General features: G+C 61.2%; 21 protein-coding genes. 4 read left to right on the top strand and 17 right to left on the bottom strand.

Going from position 1 to position 18,766, the window contains the following annotated elements; translation table 11 throughout:
* Nucleotides 1-306: 306 nt before the first annotated feature.
* Nucleotides 307-1,275, top strand: coding sequence for a methyl-accepting chemotaxis protein (locus JZY08_RS27395; protein ID WP_216333647.1), 969 nt, complete (start codon nt 307-309; stop codon nt 1,273-1,275).
* Here JZY08_RS27395 and JZY08_RS27390 read toward each other — a convergent pair.
* The 5 genes from JZY08_RS27390 to JZY08_RS27370 all read right to left on the bottom strand — a co-directional run bounded on the left by JZY08_RS27390 (nt 1,268) and on the right by JZY08_RS27370 (nt 6,532).
* Entirely contained in the window at nt 1,268-3,109 is a 1,842-nt protein-coding gene (locus tag JZY08_RS27390) for a bifunctional diguanylate cyclase/phosphodiesterase (protein WP_216333646.1), read from the bottom strand. The genes JZY08_RS27395 and JZY08_RS27390 overlap by 8 nt on opposite strands.
* An 18-nt stretch (nt 3,110-3,127) precedes the next feature.
* Nucleotides 3,128-4,897, bottom strand: a complete 1,770-nt coding sequence (locus JZY08_RS27385; RefSeq protein WP_216333667.1) for a methyl-accepting chemotaxis protein — start codon at nt 4,895-4,897, stop codon at nt 3,128-3,130.
* Nucleotides 4,898-5,176: 279 nt separating this feature from the next.
* Nucleotides 5,177-5,467, bottom strand: a complete 291-nt coding sequence (locus JZY08_RS27380) for a type II toxin-antitoxin system RelE/ParE family toxin (protein WP_216333645.1) — start codon at nt 5,465-5,467, stop codon at nt 5,177-5,179.
* A complete protein-coding gene (locus tag JZY08_RS27375) occupies nt 5,460-5,735 on the bottom strand; it encodes a type II toxin-antitoxin system ParD family antitoxin (RefSeq protein WP_253204200.1) in 276 nt (91 codons plus the stop codon). The genes JZY08_RS27380 and JZY08_RS27375 overlap by 8 nt, the downstream gene beginning before the upstream one ends.
* A gap of 266 nt (nt 5,736-6,001) precedes the next feature.
* Entirely contained in the window at nt 6,002-6,532 is a 531-nt protein-coding gene (locus JZY08_RS27370) for a hypothetical protein (protein ID WP_253204199.1), read from the bottom strand.
* Nucleotides 6,533-7,310: 778 nt separating this feature from the next.
* Here JZY08_RS27370 and JZY08_RS27365 point away from each other — a divergent pair.
* Nucleotides 7,311-8,210 carry a phage integrase N-terminal domain-containing protein gene (locus JZY08_RS27365; protein ID WP_216333643.1) on the top strand — a complete coding sequence of 300 codons (900 nt, stop codon included), beginning with the start codon at nt 7,311-7,313 and terminating at the stop codon, nt 8,208-8,210.
* Nucleotides 8,207-8,512 carry a hypothetical protein gene (locus JZY08_RS27360; protein WP_253204198.1) on the top strand — a complete coding sequence of 102 codons (306 nt, stop codon included), beginning with the start codon at nt 8,207-8,209 and terminating at the stop codon, nt 8,510-8,512. Before JZY08_RS27365 ends, JZY08_RS27360 begins: the two co-directional genes overlap by 4 nt.
* Here JZY08_RS27360 and JZY08_RS27355 read toward each other — a convergent pair.
* The 4 genes from JZY08_RS27355 to JZY08_RS27340 form a co-directional block, all read right to left on the bottom strand.
* On the bottom strand, nt 8,509-10,254 hold the full coding sequence (locus JZY08_RS27355; RefSeq protein WP_253204202.1) for a MobA/MobL family protein: 1,746 nt from the start codon (nt 10,252-10,254) through the stop codon (nt 8,509-8,511). The genes JZY08_RS27360 and JZY08_RS27355 overlap by 4 nt on opposite strands.
* 231 nt (nt 10,255-10,485) lie before the next feature.
* A complete protein-coding gene (locus JZY08_RS27350; RefSeq protein WP_216333662.1) occupies nt 10,486-10,701 on the bottom strand; it encodes a hypothetical protein in 216 nt (71 codons plus the stop codon).
* Between the two features lie 242 nt (nt 10,702-10,943).
* On the bottom strand, nt 10,944-11,243 hold the full coding sequence (locus JZY08_RS27345) for a type II toxin-antitoxin system RelE/ParE family toxin (protein ID WP_216333661.1): 300 nt from the start codon (nt 11,241-11,243) through the stop codon (nt 10,944-10,946).
* Nucleotides 11,240-11,503, bottom strand: coding sequence for a type II toxin-antitoxin system ParD family antitoxin (locus JZY08_RS27340; RefSeq protein WP_216333660.1), 264 nt, complete (start codon nt 11,501-11,503; stop codon nt 11,240-11,242). Before JZY08_RS27340 ends, JZY08_RS27345 begins: the two co-directional genes overlap by 4 nt.
* A gap of 203 nt (nt 11,504-11,706) precedes the next feature.
* Between JZY08_RS27340 and JZY08_RS27335 the strand changes: the two genes are divergently transcribed.
* On the top strand, nt 11,707-13,809 hold the full coding sequence (locus JZY08_RS27335) for a type IV secretory system conjugative DNA transfer family protein (RefSeq protein WP_216333658.1): 2,103 nt from the start codon (nt 11,707-11,709) through the stop codon (nt 13,807-13,809).
* Here the strand turns inward: JZY08_RS27335 and JZY08_RS27330 are convergent.
* The 8 genes from JZY08_RS27330 to JZY08_RS27295 all read right to left on the bottom strand — a co-directional run bounded on the left by JZY08_RS27330 (nt 13,796) and on the right by JZY08_RS27295 (nt 18,766).
* The gene (locus JZY08_RS27330; protein WP_253204201.1) at nt 13,796-14,143 is read right to left on the bottom strand and encodes an SHOCT domain-containing protein; all 348 of its coding nucleotides are present in this window, start codon (nt 14,141-14,143) and stop codon (nt 13,796-13,798) included. The two genes, JZY08_RS27335 and JZY08_RS27330, sit on opposite strands and share 14 nt — an antisense overlap.
* A gap of 669 nt (nt 14,144-14,812) precedes the next feature.
* Nucleotides 14,813-15,928, bottom strand: a complete 1,116-nt coding sequence (locus JZY08_RS27325) for a replication protein RepA (RefSeq protein ID WP_216333654.1) — start codon at nt 15,926-15,928, stop codon at nt 14,813-14,815.
* A 61-nt stretch (nt 15,929-15,989) separates the two neighbouring features.
* Nucleotides 15,990-16,274 carry a hypothetical protein gene (locus JZY08_RS27320; RefSeq protein WP_024271164.1) on the bottom strand — a complete coding sequence of 95 codons (285 nt, stop codon included), beginning with the start codon at nt 16,272-16,274 and terminating at the stop codon, nt 15,990-15,992.
* Complete coding sequence (locus JZY08_RS27315; RefSeq protein WP_216333652.1) at nt 16,271-16,912, bottom strand: AAA family ATPase; 642 nt, start codon at nt 16,910-16,912, stop codon at nt 16,271-16,273. Before JZY08_RS27315 ends, JZY08_RS27320 begins: the two co-directional genes overlap by 4 nt.
* Before the next feature lie 133 nt (nt 16,913-17,045).
* Nucleotides 17,046-17,378, bottom strand: a complete 333-nt coding sequence (locus JZY08_RS27310; protein WP_216333651.1) for a DUF3768 domain-containing protein — start codon at nt 17,376-17,378, stop codon at nt 17,046-17,048.
* A gap of 192 nt (nt 17,379-17,570) precedes the next feature.
* On the bottom strand, nt 17,571-17,798 hold the full coding sequence (locus tag JZY08_RS27305; protein ID WP_216333650.1) for a WGR domain-containing protein: 228 nt from the start codon (nt 17,796-17,798) through the stop codon (nt 17,571-17,573).
* A 1-nt stretch (nt 17,799) separates the two neighbouring features.
* Complete coding sequence (locus JZY08_RS27300; protein ID WP_216333649.1) at nt 17,800-18,147, bottom strand: hypothetical protein; 348 nt, start codon at nt 18,145-18,147, stop codon at nt 17,800-17,802.
* Entirely contained in the window at nt 18,140-18,766 is a 627-nt protein-coding gene (locus JZY08_RS27295; protein WP_216333648.1) for a recombinase family protein, read from the bottom strand. The genes JZY08_RS27300 and JZY08_RS27295 overlap by 8 nt, the downstream gene beginning before the upstream one ends.

Raw genomic sequence — 18,766 nt, 5'->3', positions numbered from 1 at the left:
GGGGGAGGGAGCTTTCACTTCGTTTTGGGTACTGCGATAATGACCGCTGCGATTTAAGTGGTCAAACAGTATTTAGCGAAGTGCGATTTAGCTACTGCGATTGGAGTATACCCAAATGAAGATTACAATTTCAATTGTGTTCTTTGTAATATAAGTTACAAATAAGGAAGAAATAAGAAATGATGAGACGTGAATTATTACAGTATACTGTGCACAATACTGATTATCGCTATGGCGTACTACATATATTATATATATGTAAAGGCGAAAGGATACGCGGCGATCACGTCAGCTATAAGCAAAAGTATGGGGACAATTGAGTTTACCGTCAATGGCGTTGCTGTGACTGCGAATGATAATTTCTTGAATCTCCTTGGATACAGCCTCCAAGAGATTAAGGGCACTCACCACAGCACATTTGTTGCGAAGGAATTCGCGCAATCCCAGGAATACAAGGATTTTTGGAACATGCTCCGGCGGGGTGAGTTCGTCGCGGGCGAGTTCAGGCGCTTTGCCAAGGATGGACGCGAAATTTGGATTCAAGCATCCTACAATCCAATCCTCGACCTCTCCGGCAAGCCGACAAAGGTTGTGAAATTCGCCTACGACATCACCGAGCAAGTGAAAATCCGTATGGAAAGCCAGCATACCAAGGATGTCGTTGCCGGAAATATTGGCACCGTGAGCGCGTCGGTCTCGGAAACGCAAAGCATTATGGAGAGCGTCAGCCGGGCTGCGCATGACCTAACCTCGTCGGTTCAAGACATAGCTAAGAATATGGCGATATCACGCGAGGCCGTGGAGAAGGTGGTCGAGCAGGCCCGGCATGCGAGCCTGTCGGTCGCCGAACTGACGGCGGCGTCGGAAAGCATGAACAAGGTGGTAGACTTGATTCAGGGGATAGCCTCGCAGATTTCCCTTCTTGCCCTCAATGCCGCTATCGAGGCCGCCCGCGCGGGCGAGGCAGGGCGCGGCTTTGCGGTTGTATCGGATGAAGTCAAGAAGTTGGCCCAGCAGACGGCTACCGCCACCATGGATATCAGCGGTGAAATCCAGCACATGCAGGCTATATCTGCTAAAGTCACCCAGGCCCTTGACGAGATTTCGAACTCCGTGACCTATGTTTCGGATAACATCACCAGCGTTGCCACCGCGACCGAGGAGCAATCCAGCGTATCAACCCAGATATCCCGGAGCATGGTGGAGGTCGAGGGCGCCATGACCGCCATCAATGGCAGCATTATCGAGATCGCTCAAACCACGGGCGCTATTTGACGCGCTGAGATAGAGGGATGGAAAGAGAAGCCAGAAGCTTCGGCAGATGCTCCGGTGGGCAGGCCTGACTAAAATACCAGCCTTGCAGGCGGTCGCACCCCATATCCGTCAGCAGTTCAGCTTGCTCCATCGTCTCGACCCCTTCGGCCGTCACCGTCTTGCCAAGGCTATGGGCGATCGCAATGACACCCTGGATAATGGCGCAATCTTCCTGGCTGGCGACCATATTGGCAACGAAGCTCCGGTCGATCTTGAGACTGTTGATTGGCAGTTGGCGTAGATGGGTCAGGGAGGCGTAACCGGTTCCAAAATCATCGAAGGCGATTTCCACACCGGCAGCATGCAGGCGGCCCAATCCTTGCTTGACGCGCTCCTGATGGGAGCCAAGAAACATGCTTTCCGTCACTTCCATGCAGAACATTTCTGGAGAGATGCCGGTCTCCATGGAGAGGGCGAAGAAGCGTTCCACGAATTCATCCGACCGGAAATCAGAATTCGTCAGATTAATGGCAACGCGATCTAGAGGGATCCGCGCATCCAGCATCCCTGCAATGTCCTTGAAGGATTGCTCCAGCACGAACATGCCGAGCGCTGCCCGGACAGCGGGATCGGTGAAACCTTCCTGAAAGGTGCCAGGCGTCAGCAAACCGTATTGAGGATGCCGCCAACGCATAAGGGCTTCCAAAGCCACCCGCCCATTGCCGATAACGGGCACGATCGGCTGATAGTATAGCTCGAAAGCATTGAGCCGCAGGCCATTCTCAATTTCCAGCAAGAGCTGGGAGCGGTGTTCCGCAACCTCCCTCAGTTTAGGCAGGAAATGCTCGAAGCGGTCACGCCCCAGAGACTTTGCATGGTAGAGGGCCAGATCGGCGGCCTGAAACAGGTTCTCTGCATCGCGCCCGTCATCCGGAAACGCGGCGACACCTAGACTCAACGAGAAGCGGCGGGTAGTCGCGCCTATCTGGATAGGTTGCCGGATGACAGCGAGAGCCTCCTCAAAGAAGACCTCGGCGGAAAGCGGCGTTTCCTCAAACAGGATGATACCGAACTCGTCACCACCTAGCCTGGCCATGGAGCCTCGCCCCTGGCAGAGTGTGTCCAGGCGGCTCGCCACAGTCTGCAAGAGCTGGTCCCCCACGGAGTGCCCGAAGGAGTCGTTCACTTCCTTGAAGGTGTCAACATCCAGAAGGGCCAGATGGAAGGTGCGGCCATGGTCTTTAAAGTCGTGGACCGCCGCCTCAAGGCATTCCTGAAATTTACGGCGGTTTGGCAGCCCGGTTAACGGATCGAGGCTGGCAATGCGCTTCTGGTGCTCCTGGCTCGCCCTTAAATCAACTTCAAGCTGTTTTCGTGCGGTAATGTCAAACCGGATAGAGGTGTAGCTGTCCGCTTTCCCCGTTTCTGACAAATGCGGTACGACCGTCGTGTCAACCCAATAGAGGGAACCATCCTTCCGCTTGTTGCAGATTTCTCCATGCCAGATACGCCCACGGGCGATGTCACGGTACATGGAGCGGAAGAACTCGATATCGTGATGGCCGGATTTAAGCTTGCGATGGTTCTCGCCAAGCAATTCGTCCTTTGTGTAGCCGCTAATCTCACAAAACTTGCGGTTAACGTACGTTATCGTGCCGCGAACATCGGTAATGGCAACGATAGCAGCATTATCGAGCGCGTACTGGATAAAATCCTGCTCGTGTTGTGTTTCGACGCCGAACCATGAGGAATGCCGTAACTTGGCAGCCGCGCCCGCCAAGGCCCTCGTCATTTCATCTGCTGCGGCTCCCTCCGAGGGGAAGGATTCGTAGTCAGGCTGAGGTTGATTTGTCATATTTATCCATGCACAATATTAAAATTCTTCCCATGCTTCAGCGACCGCTGCACTGGTGCCGCGAGGTGTACGCATTGAACGGGCTACTGCCTGAAGCGGTGAAGCGGATGGCGGCGGAGCTGGCCGGTCGCGGGTTCGTGCGGCGCTTCCCACGAGGCGGAAACGGCGGATAAGCTCATGCAATGCGTCGGCCTCATGAGCCATGGCATGGCTTGCAGCCGTGCTCTCCTCCACCATTGCGGCATTTTGCTGGGTGGTCTGATCCATCGCATTCACGGCCTGGTTGATTTCTCGCAGTCCTATGGATTGTTCACGGGCCGCTTCTACGATGGCGGTGACGTTGGCATGCGTTTCCTGAACCTGCGCCAGGATGGCCTGCAATGCCAACCCGGTTTCGCCGACAAGTGTCACGCCACTACGGACCTGCTCCCCGGATGTGACAATCAACCCCTTGATGTCCTTGGCCGCGCGCGCGGAGCGCTGGGCAAGTTCACGCACTTCCTGGGCAACGACAGCAAAGCCTTTCCCAGCCTCGCCCGCGCGCGCAGCCTCGACGCCTGCATTCAGCGCCAGAAGGTTGGTCTGAAACGCGATATCGTCGATAATCCCGATGATACTGGAGATCTCATGCGAGGAGTGTGCAATCTGCTCCATGGCGGAGATTGCCTTCCTGACGACGTCACCGGAACTTTCGGCTCCGATGCGCATCTTGCCAACCAAGGTGCCCGCCTCGTCGGCACGGCGGCTGGAATCGCCCACCGTCGTGGTAATTTCTTCGAGAGCCGCCGCCGTCTCCTCAACGGAGGCGGCCTGTTGCTCCGTGCGTTTTGCAAGGTCGTCGGCAGCCGACCGTATCTCCTGTGCCCCGGAAGCAATCGCATCGGCATTCGCCTCTACCGCGCGAATGGTTTCATGCAGCCCGGCGATGGCGTCGTTGAAATCTGTGCGCAGAAGCTCCATCGAGGGGACGAACGGATGGGAAAGACGCTGCGTCAGGTCGCCTTGCGACAACGCCTTGAGAGCGCTCCCCAGCTCCCCAATAGCCGCCATGCGTTGGGTTACGTCGGTTGCTATCTTGACCACCTTGTAAACCCGCCCGTTCACGTCGTGGACGGGGTTGTAGGCGGCTTGAAGCCAGACTTCCCCTCCACCTTTCCCGTAGCGGACAAATTCGTTAGCGATGAACCGGCCTTCCGCCAGGCTCTTCCAAAAATCCGTATAGGCTGGCGACTGCACATAGGCAGAGGCGCAGAACATTCGGTGATGCTTTCCGACGATTTCGGAGAGATCATAGCCTAACGCGGTACAGAAATTCTCGTTGGCATATAGAATATCACCTGAAGGTGTAAACTCGATGAGGGCCTGAGAGCGCGCGAGGGCTTCCAGCTTGCTCGCATCCTCGGCGGATTGGTGGCGCGCCTCACTTATGTCGGTTGCAAATTTGGCGACCTTGTAAGGCTTTCCGCCACGCAAGATAGGGTTGTACGTAGCCCGGAGCCAGACATCGCTGCCGTCCTTACGGCGCCGCCTGTAACTGTTGGAATCATGCTCGCCACGGCCAAGTCGCGCCCAGAACTGACGATACTCGTCACTGGCGGCATATGCCGTGTCACAGAATATCCGGTGATGCTTGCCGAGTATCTCGCCCAACTCATACCCGAGCGTATGACAGAAGTTCTCGTTCGCCGTTAATACAATTCCACTGAGGTCAAATTCGACAATGGCTTGCGACTTGGACAGCGCGTCCAGGATGCCATTGGCATTTCTCAGTTTGGGAAAAAACAACATTTCTGCCCCTGGATTCATCATAGAATCAGCTGGATACACAAGCTGGAAGTAGTGCGGAGAAAGAAAAATAAACATTGGGCGCGATAGAAATTCTCCTATCATCGACGTCATGTCGATAATGCGTAATCGCAAAGCGCACCGTAAAAATTATAAGTCGTGCCTTAATAAATAATGAAGTATCTTCGTTGTGGCAGGCCTTCTGCAATCCTGCCTTGGTCGGCGAGGTTGGGAGCGGCAAGGGGATCAGACGTCGGGCGGGCCGCTGGCGCGGGGCGCCTGTCAGTCGAGCCAGTTCTCGATGTCGCGGGGGCCGTAAACCACCGCCACCACGAAAATCCCGTAGGGCATCGGGTCATAGATGACGATGTAACGGCCCTCGATGAGGATACGCGCGGTAGGGCTGATTTCGGGGCGGGATGGCCCCATGTGGGGATGCGCGGCCGCCAATTCGGCCTTTTCGGCAATCCGGCGTAAAAGTGCATCCGCAGCGCGCTGGTTGTCAGGGGCAATGTCCCGCCAGATGTCGCGGAGGTCGTCCTCGGCGCGGGGGCTGAAAACGCACTTAGCCACGGTTCTTGGCTTCTGCCTTCAACTCCGCAAGAAAGGTGTCGATGTTGATTTCCCGACCTTCACCGCTGGCTTTGCCCTCATCGTAAGCTTTTTTCAGACGAGCGATTTCCATTTGCCGCAATTCCTCGCGCCGCTCCCACAGGCGCAACGCGTCGCGGACGATTTCGCTGTTGGACGCATAGCCGCCGGTTTCGACGGCGCTCTGCATCATCGCCGCTTGGTGCGGCGTCAGGGATACGGTGAGGGTGCGCATGTTCGTAGCTTTCATTGTGCAGACTTATAGCACGCCTAACAAACTTTAACAAACTTTGTTAGAAGGACTTTTTTGTAGGTGCAGGTTGCAGGTCTCCTGCAACCCTGCCTGACCGGCGAGGTCGAGGGTAGCAAGGGCAAGGGTTTCAGGCGGCGGACGCACAAGCGCAGCGCGGAGCCTCGGGAACCGCCCCCTTGCCCGCGCGAGGAGCAACGCCCCTTAGCTCTATATCTGGTAGCCGTGCCGGCTCCCTGCAGCACGCCGGCGCACAAGGAATTGTGTCAGGCGTCGAGCGCGCGGAAGCTGTATTGCAGCACGGCGCCAAGGAATGAAAGCTCGCTGGTGTTGACGGTATAGGCCTTGCTCACCTCCATGATGATGACCTGACGCTTGCCCCGCCATTCCGGCTTGCGTGCCAGCAGCTCGGTCAGCTCGACCCACCATAGGTGCCCGTCCTGTTCAAGGTCGAGGCAGGCCAGCAGCGTGGTCAAATTGAACATGCGCGCGAAGCGCTGCTGTTTCTCCAGCTCGGCCACGTCGAAAATCAGGCGGCCATCGTAGAGCGTCTTGGCCTTCACGTCGAACGCGAGCGTGCCGGTACGGGGAATGCCCACAAGGTAATCCGGCCGCTTGATGCGGCCGCGCATGCCCTCGGGCACGGTGAGCGGGGATTGCTCGACATACATGAAGGCGACGCCGGAGCGGTTGAGCCATGCGCGGAAATCGGCCTCGGCCTTGTCACCCTTGGCTTTGAGTTCGGGAGATAAGCGGAACATGCCGGATTTAGGGGGCAAGCCCACGGCTTCGTCCACGGCCCTGCTCATGAAATGAGCATTGCCGTTGGAGTGGCTGGGGAGGGGAGAGGAGCGCCCATCACTCGGAGCGAGCCGACCCAGCCCGAAACCGGCAACGGCGGGCGGTAGCCCGCTGCGGCCATTAGAGCCGCACAGGCGGGGGCGCGGGGGTTGCAAGTTCCCCGCTGGGCCGCCCACGGCCCACAGGGAGGGTTTGGGAGGGCGTTCCTCCCATTCGGCTGGGTCACGCCTGTGTCACGGCCGACACAAGGGCAGGGCACCGTCCAGCCCTGTCACTACCGCGCGCAGGTAGTGACAGGGCGCGCCGCTATCGCTTGCGCCGCATGGGGCAGGCCGGTGGCGCATGTCAGGTAACGGGTGAGGGATGGCTGCATAAGGGTGTGGCGAGGTTCACTCGGGCCTCGCTGGTACTAGCGACGAGACATCTATGCAACAAACCCACGGGCTAGGAGCGCCCATTTCAACCGAAAGGACAACCTGATGACTGCTGAAACCGACGCGCCGGAGGGCGCACCACAAAACCCCCGCCCGCTTGTACGGCCCTACGGGCACGACACGGGGGAGCCAAGCTAGGCAACCCACAGAGAGGACGCACGATGCACGACCGCATGACGCAACGGCCCGTGACAGGGCGACACCGCAGGGAGACTGAACGACCGTAGAAACGGAGATAACAACAGGGAGTATCCGGCCTTTTCCTTGCCGTTGGCAAGGGCCTTGGACGCCGCACGCGGCCCCATGGCTGGTCATTAAAACTTACCGAAAGACATGAACCATGGACGAATTGAGCTTTAGCCTGAAAACCCTCTGCACCCGCTCGGGTGAGGGGAGTTTTGGCACCCGTGCGCTGCGGCAGCGGGGCTTGTTGGCCATGGCTGACGATTTGAAGGCGCTCGGGTATCGCCTGCCCGACGCGCGCAGCCTGAAGGGCAAGCATGTGACCGCGCTTGTCGGCCGTTGGAAGGCGGGCGGCCTGTCCGACCAGACGATTAGGAACCGCCTCACATGGCTGCGCTGGTGGGCGCATCAGGTCGGCAAGACCGGCCTCCTGCCGAAGGCGAATGACACCTACGGCCTCGCGGAGCGCGGCCGGTTCTCCGGCAACAAGGCCAAACGCCTTGAATCCGACGCCCTCGCCCGCATCGGTGACGAGCGGGTGCGGCTCGCCCTGAAGCTGGAAGCCGCCTTCGGCCTGCGTCGTGAGGAGGCTTTGAAGCTCCGGCCGGTGCTGGCCGACAAGGGCGACCGCATCGCCCTGAAGGCGAGCTGGTGCAAGGGCGGGCGGTATCGGGAAGTCCCGATTACGCACGACAAGCAACGCGCGCTCCTCGACGAGGTGCGCGAGCTGGTCGGCGACGGCTCGCTGATAGGGCAGGGGCGCAACTATTTTCAGGCCGTGAAGGCCTATGAAAACCAGCTCCTGAAGGCGGGTATCAGCAACGCCCACGGCTACCGCCACGCCTATGCCCAATGGCGCTACAAGCAGCTCACGGGCTGGTCGTGCCCTGCGGCCGGTGGCCCGACCGTTGACCGCATGACGCCCGTGCAGGCGGCGCGCGACCGCGCGGCCCGCATGGAGATTTCGCACGAGCTGGGGCACGGTCGCCTCGATGTGACCGATACCTACCTCGGCCGCCGCTATGCGATGGCCGCCAAGCAGGATGCGGCCGCATGACAAAGCCCATCACCAACCAATCGACCCTAGAGCGGGTCAAGGAAATGACGCGGCAGGCGCTCGAACGCGAAGCGGAGAAACTGCTCGCCCTCGATGCCGTAAAGGTGCGGATTTCGGACGCGGCGGGGGAAGGGTACACCCGCCTCACGGTGGCGCCGGAGCGGGGGGTGGACGTATCGAAAACGACCACCGCCAAGGCCACGGTCGCGGCCTTGCTGGCCGAAGGATTCAGCACCGAATGGGAGGTGCGCCAGCACCCTGACGGGCGCACGTCGCAGGCTCTTGTCGTCCGCTGGTCTTAATCGTCGTCGGCGCGGCCGCCACGCGGTTTGCGCGCGGGGTCGGGCCGCCCCTGCGGCGGCCGACCGTCGGCCTGCTTGCCCTCCGGCCGCTCCTTGCGGAAGCTGCGCAGCTTGTCCATGAAGGACGTCGGCTGCGCCGCCTGCCCCATGGGCTGCTGCGTCGGCATGGTGTTCTGCGGCTTCCGCCATTCCGTGCCCTTGGGCTGCGGCTTGCCTTGGCCGCCCGATGGGGTGCCCTGCCCTTCCGGCGGGCCGTATTTGTCGCCAAAGGCCCGCTCGGACGCCTCGCGGTTCTTGCGGTCTTTGGCGTGGTTATCCCAGAGCTGCGGCAGGTCGCGGCGGGCCTCGTTGGCGTCGGCGCGCTTAGCGCGGCCCTCCTTGGTCAGGGGATTGCCCTTTTTCACGCCGAACTCGCTCGGCCCCGCGAACTCGCCGAACCGCTCCTTGAGCGCGTCGGCGCCCTTGTTCTTGTAAAACCGGTCGATGCTCGGCCCTGCAAGGTCAGGCCGCATATAACCCTTGTCGAGGGCATTGTCGCGCGCCGCGCGGCTCTTCTCCTCCCGCGTGCGGGCATCGGCCAAGTCGGCCCTGCGCCGACGACGTTCCTCATCGTCCGTATTCATCACATTCCCCTTGCGACCTAGGTTTTTATTCCCAATAATGAGCTGGTGATTGATATTCTGCTCGACGGGTTTTGCTGGCTGTTCGGCCGCCCGTTGGGATGGTTCGAGGATTTTGTCATGGCCCGCTCGCCCCGCAATCCCCTGCGGCGCGGCTTTCTGGCCGTCACGGGCTGGTGGGATAAGCGGGAGGAGGCCGCTTCGCGGGCCTTCCGTGCCGCGCAGGCCCGCGAGGTTGCGGCCGACAATGCCCGTATCGATGGGATGCTGATTGACGACGCCATGCGTCACCGGCCGCCGAGCCGCAAGGGGTATCACTGAATCCGGCCGGTGATGGATGGCGCGGAGCTGTTCCAGCTCACGCGCCTGATTATCAGCATCCACCGCCCGCCAGTAATCGGCGGGCGTTTCCCTGACATCACGGTTATAGGCAGGCCGCGAGCGGCCGCGGTCGATGTCGCGGTAATCGACTTGGCGACGCGGGAGCCGAGAGCCTGGTCGATTGCGGTAATGACGCAGGCGGCTTTCCGGCCGTGCGCCCCGCCGCTCCATCTGCTGCGCCTTCGGCCCTTCGTGGACGGTCGGCGCGCGCTCGACGCCCTGTGCTTCCAGCGTGCGCCGGTCGATGCGTTCGGGCCGCCCTGCCCGCTCTAGGGCACGGTTGGCGTGGTTCTCCCAAAGCGTGCGCAGGCGCTCGGTGCTGCCCAGCTCGCTTAGGCCTGCCACCCGCTTGCCGGTGGCAGGGTCGCGGTCGCGGATGATGAGATGGGCGTGGGGGTTGTGGGCATCCTTGCCTTGGTCGTGGAACGCCGCCAGCCATGGCGCCCGCCCCTGCGTCACGTCCTCGGCATAGCCGCGCACCAGCTCGGCCCGCTGCTGGGCGTCCAGCTCACGGGGCAGCGCCAGCATCAGCTTGTCAGACACCCGTGCGTTCTTGCGGTCGCCGTTCTCGGCGTCCGCCATGAACGCCGCCGCCTCGCGGGGCTTCGTGGGCATCCGTCCGCCCTCGATGCGGCTCGCGGCCGAGGGCCGCGTGATGTAGCGCACATGGGCGGCCGAGGTGTGCGGGCGCGCCTGCGTGCTTTTCCCTATCGGCTGATGATGCAGGCTGTAAATCGCCATTTCATGCGCCTCGGACGGTTGGACGGAGCGCGGGTTTCGGAACGAAACCCATAAGTGCGCTCTATGCTGCCTCTCCCATGCTACACAACCCGTTAGGAACCGCAAGCGGCCGACTGACCGTGACCGATGCAGCGCATGGGCCGGTCGCGGTCGCGTGGTGCCCGCCACCCCGCAGCGCACGAAAAAACCACCGGCATGACCGATGGTTTCGGACGTGGATTGAGGGAGGGGCTAGCGCCCCTCGTCCTCCGGCTGGGTCTTGTCGCTGGCGTCCAGCTTGCGCACGACGAGGCGCCCGTCGAGAGGCAGGCAGGTGAGCTTGATGCTGAACCCGTCGCCCTTTTCGTGGGGCCATGCCGCGCCTACCTTCGTCCAGAACCCCTTGCGGTCGCCTTTGCCTTCCTCGACTTGATAGACGCCGTAGGTGGGGCGGTTGGTGGTGGTCATGTGATGTTCTCCCGTTGGTTATCCGTCCGCGTCCATCGCGGCCGGTCGGGTCATCAGGGGAACGGTCGGTGTGAGGCGCGTGTCGCGCCGGTCGCAGTCAATGGGTTTTACGGGAGCGCAGCGAATGGAGCGCAAAGCCCGTTGACGGCGGCACACCGCCGTTCCACACCCCCGACCACTCTAGGCCGCGTGACGCGAACGGCGACGGGAGGCCACGGCCGCCCCGCGCCCGTGTCGGCTCCTCACTCGTCGGGGAACAGGATGGCTTCGTAGTTCTGGGCGCCGTTGAGGACGTGCAGGATGTCTACGGTATCGGGGCCGATGTGGTAGAAAATCAGGTAATCGCCATAAGGGCGGCGGCGCACGCCGGTATGTTCGTAGCGTGGCACTAGCGGGAAGGCACGGGGCATGTGGGCCAATGCAAGGCATCGTTCCGTCAGTTCCCAGACGAACGTGTCAGCCCGCACGGGGTTATCTATGGCGATATAGTCACCGATACGCTCAAGGTCGGCTCTCGCCTCCTCCGTGATATGCACATTCACAGGCCGCGTTCTTCTGCCATTTTGCGGTATTTGGCGCTCAATTCCGCTGCAACTTCCTCAATCGGGCGGGTGCGTCCAGCGGCCACATCGGCAAGGCCGCGTGCAATCGCGACATCGAGGTTGGCGAGGCGCTTTTCACGTTCCTCGACAAGGCGCACGCCCTCCCGCAGCACTTCGCTGCGCGAGTTGTAACGCCCCGTTTTCACGAGGTCGGAAACGTAGGTTTCCAGCTTGTCACCGAGATTTGCACTACTGGCCATGGTCATTACTCCTTTCCCCCTTATGCCACAGGTTGATAATTGTTAGCAAGTTTTTCTGACAGGGGCAGGCGGTGGTTTGCTCTGCAAACCCTAGGTGCGGTCAACACCGCACCGGCCTGCTGACCTGCATCGCGCCACCGCTGATTGCCGGATTGCACCCACTCGCCCCTGCGGCTAACGTGGCGGCGGGCATAGGGGCTGATATGGAACTTCTGACGTTTGTAGGGGTGCTGGGCGCCCTCTTTTTCGTGGCGTTTATGGTCACTCAAAGCGGGGGTGTTGGCGGGGGCGCCGCACGCTCCCGTGCGAGATCCGCCCCGCCACTCCCCGCCGCAAGGTCTACCACGCCCCTCCCCTCCGGCGCCGACCCGCTCGCCGAAATCGAAGCCTTCCACGCCAACGAGCTGAACGCCATCACCATGACCGTGGCCGAGCTGACGCCCGACCTCCTGAAGGGGGTCAGCTTCCACCGGCTGGCCCGTTCCATCGCCGACAAGCACGCGCATCTCGACCGGCGCGCAAACGACGAGGATTATATTCTCAAGGCGGCGGGTGCCGTCGAGCGTGACTATCTGCACGCGACGGCGGAAATGGCGCTCAAGGGCGCCGCGTTCCAGCGCACCCTGCGCGACATGACGGAGGCCGAGCGGGCCACGCTGCGCCTGACCGACCTGCTGGCGAAGGTGGGGCAGATTGACCGCCGCGAGCGGCTGGCAATCCTCGCCCCGATTGTGTGGAACGAGGGCAAGGGGCTGCTGGTCACGGGGAGCCTGCTCAAATCGGCCGACCTCCTCACCGAACTGCGCCGCACGTTGACGACGCTGATAGAGGGCCACCTTGGCCCGAGCGGGGCCGCGACCGAGCGCCTGCAACAGGCGCTGCGGGATGCCCTCGCCTCGCCCAGCCGCCTGACCGAGCGCGAGCGCACCGTGTTGTCGCGCCTGCTGCACAGGGGCGCGCAATGGATGGCGCCGGAGGTGGCAAACACGGCGCTGTGCTATGCGCAGCCGCCGCGCCCCTCGGTGCTGCGGCTCGGCCGCATCGAAGGGTCAGACGCCGAATTGCTGTATGACCGCAACGAAAGCCTCATCACCATTGGCCCTCCGGGTCAGGGCAAAAGCCAGTCCGTCATGCGCAACCTGCTGACGATGGACGGCGGCGCCGTCGTCATCGACATCAAGGGCGAGCTGTTCAGGGATACCGCCGTATGGCGCGCCCGCAACGTCGGGCCGGTCTACCGTTTCGCGCCGTCCGACCCTGACAACTCCATCCACTTCAACCCGCTCGACACGGTGCGTTCGTCGTCGGTGTCCGACGCCTACGAGGATGCCAAGAAGCTGGTTGACCTGCTGATGGTGCCGCAGGAAGCAGGCAAAAAGGACTATTGGGATAAGCGTGGCCTATCGCTGCTGGCGGACGCCCTCCTCGATTCCGCCCTGTTCGATGAACCCCACCAGCGCAATATGTCGTCGGTCTTTGACCGCCTGTATCTCGAACCGCTCGGGCCGGACGGGTCGGAATCCACTATCGCGGGCAGTGAGCTGGAACTCTGGCTGAACCACCTCGCGCAATCGAACGTCAAGAAGCTGCAACGCACCGCCAAGGCGGTGCGCACGATGCCCTACAAGGTGCGCGAAAGCGTCACCGAGACGGCGCGCACGCACATCGACACATGGCAGGCGCCGCGCATCGAGGACTTGACGATGCGCTCGACCTTCGACCCCATCAGCCTGCGGCGTGACAAGGCCACGCTCTACATTTGCATCAGCATCGACGAGCTGAAGGAATACACCTCGTTTTTCCGCGCACTCGTCGGGCAGGCCTTCTTCACGCTCTGCCGTGGCGAGGCCGACCGCACCACGCCCGTGGTGACGTTCTTCCTTGACGAGATGCCTGCGCTGCACCGCCTCGACATTCTGGAAACGGCCCTCGACATGGGGCGCGGCCATGGCGTGCGCCTGTGGATGTTCGCGCAGAACTACGGGCAGCTCAAAAAGTATTACGACAACCCCGAGGGCTTCTTGGAAAACAGCTATGTGCGGCAGTTCATGGGCTTGAGCGGCGAGCAGGCGCTTAAAATCTCGAAGCAACTGGACGAGCGCCACGGCCTGATTGACGGCCAGCGCAAGCCGCTGGTGTTCCCGCACGAGCTGACCGGCGAGGCCTTCCGCGACCTGACCCTGACCGTGACGCAGGGGCATTCCCCTGCGCGCGTCCTCAAGGCCTACGGTTTCTCGGAATATGGCGCCCGCATCGAACCTGCGACCGCCTTCGACTATTCGGGCGGGCTTCTCAAGCTCGGCTAAGGAGCTGGGCCTTGCGCTGGTCGAACTCGTCCTGCGTCAGGTGTCCGGCGCTCAACAGCGAGGCGAGCTTGGTGATTTCATCGGCGACGCTCGGGCCAGCCAGCGGCTCCGGCTCGACGTAGCTCGCGGATTCGCGGTTGTTCTTGATTTCGCGCACCACCTTACCGGCCGCGACGCCGGTTTTAACCGCCGTGACCCCCAAGGACGCCATACCGGCCGCACCTGTCGCCAGCCCACCAATAAAAAGCGGTATGCCGACGAGGGCGCCCACGCCCGTGAAGCACAAGAAAAGGCCCGCAATGAACATGAACGAGCCGACAATCAACTTGACCATAAAATCCCCCAGCCAAAGCAACTTAAAGCAGCAACGCAGTAAAAGCATTGCGTGCGTCTTCCTGCAAGTGGGGGCTGTCTGCCCCCACAACCCCCGAAGGTATTTTTCCAAGAGCTAGGCCATTGCTTCCGTGAGGCGCGCGTGATTCACTTCCGGCACGGTACAGGCTGAGGAGCCGATGACCGTCAAGGGCTAGGCTGCTGGGTTCGCCCAGCGCCTACCATGCCATCACGCCGCCGCAAAACGCCGTGGAGGCGTTTTCGCCCTATCGCATGAGACTTGCCCTGTCAGATGAACGAAAACGCTCTGTATGCCGCTTGTGTAGTGAGTGGTTTTCAGTCGTCGTCTATGGGTTTTCAATCCTCTTTTTCTTCTCAAAAAATCGAAAAATCCTTTTTCAGAATATTCGGTTTGATGTTTAGAAAAAGTGTTCCGCAATGTTCCGTAATGTTCAGTTCTATATATAGGCGCGACCGATTCAGCGTAAAAGCGCGACCGATTCAGCGTAAAGGGCGCGACCGATTCAGCGTGATTTGAGGCCTAAGCGCGACCGATTCAGCGTGACCCCGCGACCGATTCAGCGTGACCCACCCTATAAGCCATTGAATCATATAGGGTGAAAACCCATGCAGGGCGCGACCGATTCAGCGTAGCTAAATCCTTATGGTTTCACGCTTTTTTCGTGGAACGTTTGGCTGGTATTGACAGCACGTCCGAATCGGCTGGTTTCAGCCGGATTCCGGTTTCCGTCACGCTGACGGGGAGCTTGGGAAACACCTCGCAAATATGCTTCAGCTCTTCCTTGAACTTCGCGCGGAAATCGCGGTCGCGGGTGTAACCCCCCGTCTTCCCCGAGGTCACGAAATGCCCTTCGCCGAACTGCTCCTTGAGGGATTCCCAGCTAATCGCAATCGGTTCGGTGAGGCTGTAGCTGCGATGGCTAAGCCAATAGTAGATGTCGATTTTGCGGGGGGAATCCGAGAATGCCCGAATGGCATGGACGTTGACCGGCAAGGCGTGTTTGGCAAGCGTGTCGTAGAACTCGCGGCTGAACGTGATTGTGCTGGGCCAAAGCATTTGCTGGTCTGGATTGGTCGGAAACCATACGTCCAGCGACGCAAAGGGGGCCGTGTTGACCGTCTTGGCCCGGCCGCCCTTCTCGTCAAAGGTGCCGATGGTCATTTTGCAGGCGGCGAGCGCGTTCACCTGCTGCTTGAAGGCGGTCAGGTTGCCGCGTGGGCCGCCGTTGGCGTCAAAGCCCATCTTCTTGATGAAGGCGGTCAGGCTGTCGTGAATGTTGATGGTCGGGGATTGCTGGCGGATAGCTTCGCTGCATAGGTGGAGCAACAGCAGGCGCGCACGCGAGCCATAGGGCAAAGGCTGTTTGACGAACTCGCCTTCGGGCGACAACAGCTCACCCGCATTGACGATGAGGCGCATGTTGCCCTGCTTGCTGCGATATTCGCGCTCCTCGATGGGCTGACGGCTGTAGGGTAGGCCGCACAGGGCCAGAACGCTGTGAATATGCCGGAGGTCTTCGCGCTGGCCGCCGACTTCAAGGGCGTCCTTGCTTTTCGCGCGTCGGCGCGCTCCGCGCGGCATGGCTTCGAGTTCGGCCGAACGTGCGGCCTTGGCCTCGTCGCGCTTGGCCTGCTCCTCAATAAGGAGCTGCACCTCAAGCTCGTACATTCTGGGCGCCAAGTTGCGCCGCTGGTGGCGCACCAGCTCCTGTTTCAGGTCGGCGTCGCGGATAAGCGAACGGTCGGGTTTGGTCTGTTCGGTCATGCCTCCCTCCCCTTCTCTGTAAGGCGCCGTAGTGCTACAGCGCTATAGCATTGTAGCGTTATCACGCTTTGCTGCTTTCCCTGATTTCGGCGGTAGTCGAGTATCCGCGTTTGGTCAGCACGGCGTCGATGCCTTCAATCAGGAGGTCGTTGAACTTCTTGCGGCCTTCGTGGAAGGCGATTTCGTGCAGCTTGTCGGCTACCGCGCGCGGAATGTAGACGCTGGTGCGAAACATATCGGCCTCGTTCTTGGCGGGGGTCTGGGCTTCCTTCACCTCGGCGCCATCGGCCGGAGCGACGGCGGCGGTAAGATTGCCTAGCACGGACGGGCGGGGTGCCTTGCTCATGCGGATTTTCCTTTCATGCGTTTATTTGCCCATTGCCAGAGGTCGCGCATTTCCTGCGCGGCTTTGCCGTTGGGGTCTCGTTCCGTGACCCCCTGCCCTGCTGCATAAGCGTCTTGGTAGTCGGCGCGCTGGCAGATGAAGGGTTCGGCCAAAACGCCAAGGGTGCGTAGCCCTGCGGCCATTTCGGCGGCGCGCGAGTTGCGCGGGATGGTCGAGCATTGCGATAGGACGAACGCGAACGGTTTGCCAAGGCGCTGCAAGGCCTGTGTGGTCGGCATGACGGCATTACCGTCGATGCTCGTCGGCCGGAGCGGTACAAGGCAGAGGTCGGCCGCCTGCATGGCAAGGTGGGTGGTCGGGTTGTCGGCACCTGCGGTGTCGAGGATGGTCAGGGTAAACCCCTGCGCCTTCACCCTCTCCAACAACTTGGGCAGGTCGCCGACGATGTTTGTAGGAACCTGCTCGACATGGGGTAAATCTGCCTCGCGCAGATTGCCCCATGCGTTGAGGGAGCCTTGGGGGTCGAGGTCGAGGGCGAGAACTTTCTCGCCCACATCATGGGCGGCGACGGCAAGCGACGTGGCAATAGTGGTTTTGCCCGTTCCGCCTTTCTGGGTGACAAGGGTTATGATTCGCATTGTGGCATTATAATGCCGCAACGCTTAAGCGCTACTGTGTTGAAGCGTTGCGACGCTATAATGTTAGAGCGCTGTTGCATTTATGCATTGCTGCGCTATAGCGCTGCAATGCTATAGCGTTGTAATTCCAGCCTCAATACTCCTCGGCCAGCATGATGGTCAGCACGCGCCGCGTTTGCTCCGAGTCGGCTGGGTCTTCCGAGCCGTGCATCATATCCAGGGCGTAGTAGTCGATTTTCCAGAACACCTTGCGGCCCTCAATGCTGAAGGACCCGAAATCGTGTTCGCCGTGCGGGTCGTTGTCGGGCGTGAACGCGTCAAAGGTCCGCACATGCTCGATGGCGGACAGCATTGCGATGTCGGACAGGCTTTTGATGCCGGAGGTGATATGGATATTGCCGCCGAATCCTGTGGTGCGGAACCGGTCGTTCAGCTCGCGGATACGGAGGGTTTGCGGATTGGTCATGGTCTTGGCTTTCGTTGGTTGATGCGCCGGAGCGCACCACCGTCAAAAGCGGGGGAGAGGGCGGTGTCCTGCCCAACACGGATGGGAGCGGGCAGGGCATGGATGCCGACCCATGCCCCGCTTAGGTGTGCGATTCCCTCCGGCCGTCATCACGAAATGCCATAGACCTGCCCCGCAGGGCGCTACCGTGGGCTAATGATAGCCCCTGCGCACCTTGGCGGCGCGGAGCTTTTCCATCGCCTGTTCGGCCTCGACCTGCCCTGCATACGTGCTGGCTCTGACCTGTCCGGCGCGGCCGATGCGGCCCCACTCGCGCACCAGCGACCATTCACCGAACAAGGTGGCCTGTACGCTCATCAGGTAATAACGGGCCATGTTCCGGCTCGCGTCCGTGCGGGTAAGGTAGACGCGGGGCGTCATGTTAGTGCATCTGCTTCCTTGGTGGGCGGAGGAGGGCGGCGGCCTTGTCCGCCACGATTTTGAGGGCCTGCCACCCGGCCAGCTTCTGTTCGGCGATACGCTCCTGAATGGCGGTCAGTATCCAACCGGCGGCGGCAACATCATCGGTCGCCTTGTACACGTCGATACGCTCGAAGCAGGCGACGATGCGCGGGCGGGTGGAACCGTTCTCCCGCGCGATACCGGTAACAAGGACCTGTGCCGTCTCGTAGGCCTCGGCTATCCGCTTCCGCTCGGCGGCCGTGCAAACGGTGATGACACCGAGCGTGTGCATCAAGGATTTCATGAGGTCGGCGCTCTCATCAGGCATGGGCATCCTCCTTGAGGCGTTTCGCCAGCCGGTTCACCGTCGAACTGGAGCAGCCCGTCGCGCTCTGGATGGTCGCCCATGGCGTGCCGCTACGCAACATCGCCATGATGGCGTTGTTACGGTCGCTGTCCTCCGGGCGGCCCTTGTAAACCCCCGTCGCCTTGGCGGCGGCAATACCTTGCTTCTGCCGGTGCCTGCGGGTGTCGTAATCCTTGCGGGCGATAGCCGCCAGCATGTCCAGCATCATGCCGTTGACGGCATCCAGCATGCGGCTGTGGATGTCGTCGCGGTCGGCGGAAGCCAACTGCCATGAGGTCGGCAGGTCGAGCGCCACCACGCGCACGCGGCGGCTTTGAATCTCGGCCTTTAATCTGTCCCAGTCCTCGGCCGTCAACCGGCTGAGGCGGTCCACCTGCTCCACCAGCAGGACGTCGCCGGGCTGGCAATCGGACAGGAGGCGGAACAGCTCCGGGCGTTTCAGGGTCGCGCCGCTCTCGTTCTCGATGTAACTCGCCGCTATCGTCCAGCCCCGGGCGGCGGCGAACGCCCGCAGCTCGTCGTGCGCGCGGGTCGCGTCCTGCTCCTTGGTGCTGGCGCGGAGGTAGGCCCGGATGAACAT

The sequence above is a fragment of the Rhizobium sp. X9 genome (genome assembly GCF_018873185.1).
GTDB classification, from domain to species: Bacteria; Pseudomonadota; Alphaproteobacteria; order Rhizobiales; family Rhizobiaceae; genus Agrobacterium; species Agrobacterium oryzihabitans.
Note: the sequence above shows the minus strand (reverse complement) of the source record. Positions and strands in the feature narration are given on the sequence as shown.

Excerpts from the sequence above, each read along its gene's own strand:
- JZY08_RS27360 (WP_253204198.1), top strand. The coding sequence starts at position 8,207 with ATGACAAAGCCCATCACCAACCAATCGACCCTAGAGCGGGTCAAGGAA.
- JZY08_RS27295 (WP_216333648.1), bottom strand. The coding sequence starts at position 18,766 with ATGTTCATCCGGGCCTACCTCCGCGCCAGCACCAAGGAGCAGGACGCG.
- JZY08_RS27365 (WP_216333643.1), top strand. The coding sequence starts at position 7,311 with ATGGACGAATTGAGCTTTAGCCTGAAAACCCTCTGCACCCGCTCGGGT.
- JZY08_RS27300 (WP_216333649.1), bottom strand. The coding sequence starts at position 18,147 with ATGCCTGATGAGAGCGCCGACCTCATGAAATCCTTGATGCACACGCTC.
- JZY08_RS27315 (WP_216333652.1), bottom strand. The coding sequence starts at position 16,912 with ATGCGAATCATAACCCTTGTCACCCAGAAAGGCGGAACGGGCAAAACC.
- JZY08_RS27335 (WP_216333658.1), top strand. The coding sequence starts at position 11,707 with ATGGAACTTCTGACGTTTGTAGGGGTGCTGGGCGCCCTCTTTTTCGTG.
- JZY08_RS27330 (WP_253204201.1), bottom strand. The coding sequence starts at position 14,143 with ATGGTCAAGTTGATTGTCGGCTCGTTCATGTTCATTGCGGGCCTTTTC.
- JZY08_RS27310 (WP_216333651.1), bottom strand. The coding sequence starts at position 17,378 with ATGACCAATCCGCAAACCCTCCGTATCCGCGAGCTGAACGACCGGTTC.
- JZY08_RS27395 (WP_216333647.1), top strand. The coding sequence starts at position 307 with ATGGGGACAATTGAGTTTACCGTCAATGGCGTTGCTGTGACTGCGAAT.
- JZY08_RS27385 (WP_216333667.1), bottom strand. The coding sequence starts at position 4,897 with ATGTTGTTTTTTCCCAAACTGAGAAATGCCAATGGCATCCTGGACGCG.
- JZY08_RS27320 (WP_024271164.1), bottom strand. The coding sequence starts at position 16,274 with ATGAGCAAGGCACCCCGCCCGTCCGTGCTAGGCAATCTTACCGCCGCC.
- JZY08_RS27375 (WP_253204200.1), bottom strand. The coding sequence starts at position 5,735 with ATGAAAGCTACGAACATGCGCACCCTCACCGTATCCCTGACGCCGCAC.
- JZY08_RS27355 (WP_253204202.1), bottom strand. The coding sequence starts at position 10,254 with ATGGCGATTTACAGCCTGCATCATCAGCCGATAGGGAAAAGCACGCAG.
- JZY08_RS27340 (WP_216333660.1), bottom strand. The coding sequence starts at position 11,503 with ATGGCCAGTAGTGCAAATCTCGGTGACAAGCTGGAAACCTACGTTTCC.
- JZY08_RS27350 (WP_216333662.1), bottom strand. The coding sequence starts at position 10,701 with ATGACCACCACCAACCGCCCCACCTACGGCGTCTATCAAGTCGAGGAA.
- JZY08_RS27305 (WP_216333650.1), bottom strand. The coding sequence starts at position 17,798 with ATGACGCCCCGCGTCTACCTTACCCGCACGGACGCGAGCCGGAACATG.
- JZY08_RS27325 (WP_216333654.1), bottom strand. The coding sequence starts at position 15,928 with ATGACCGAACAGACCAAACCCGACCGTTCGCTTATCCGCGACGCCGAC.
- JZY08_RS27390 (WP_216333646.1), bottom strand. The coding sequence starts at position 3,109 with ATGACAAATCAACCTCAGCCTGACTACGAATCCTTCCCCTCGGAGGGA.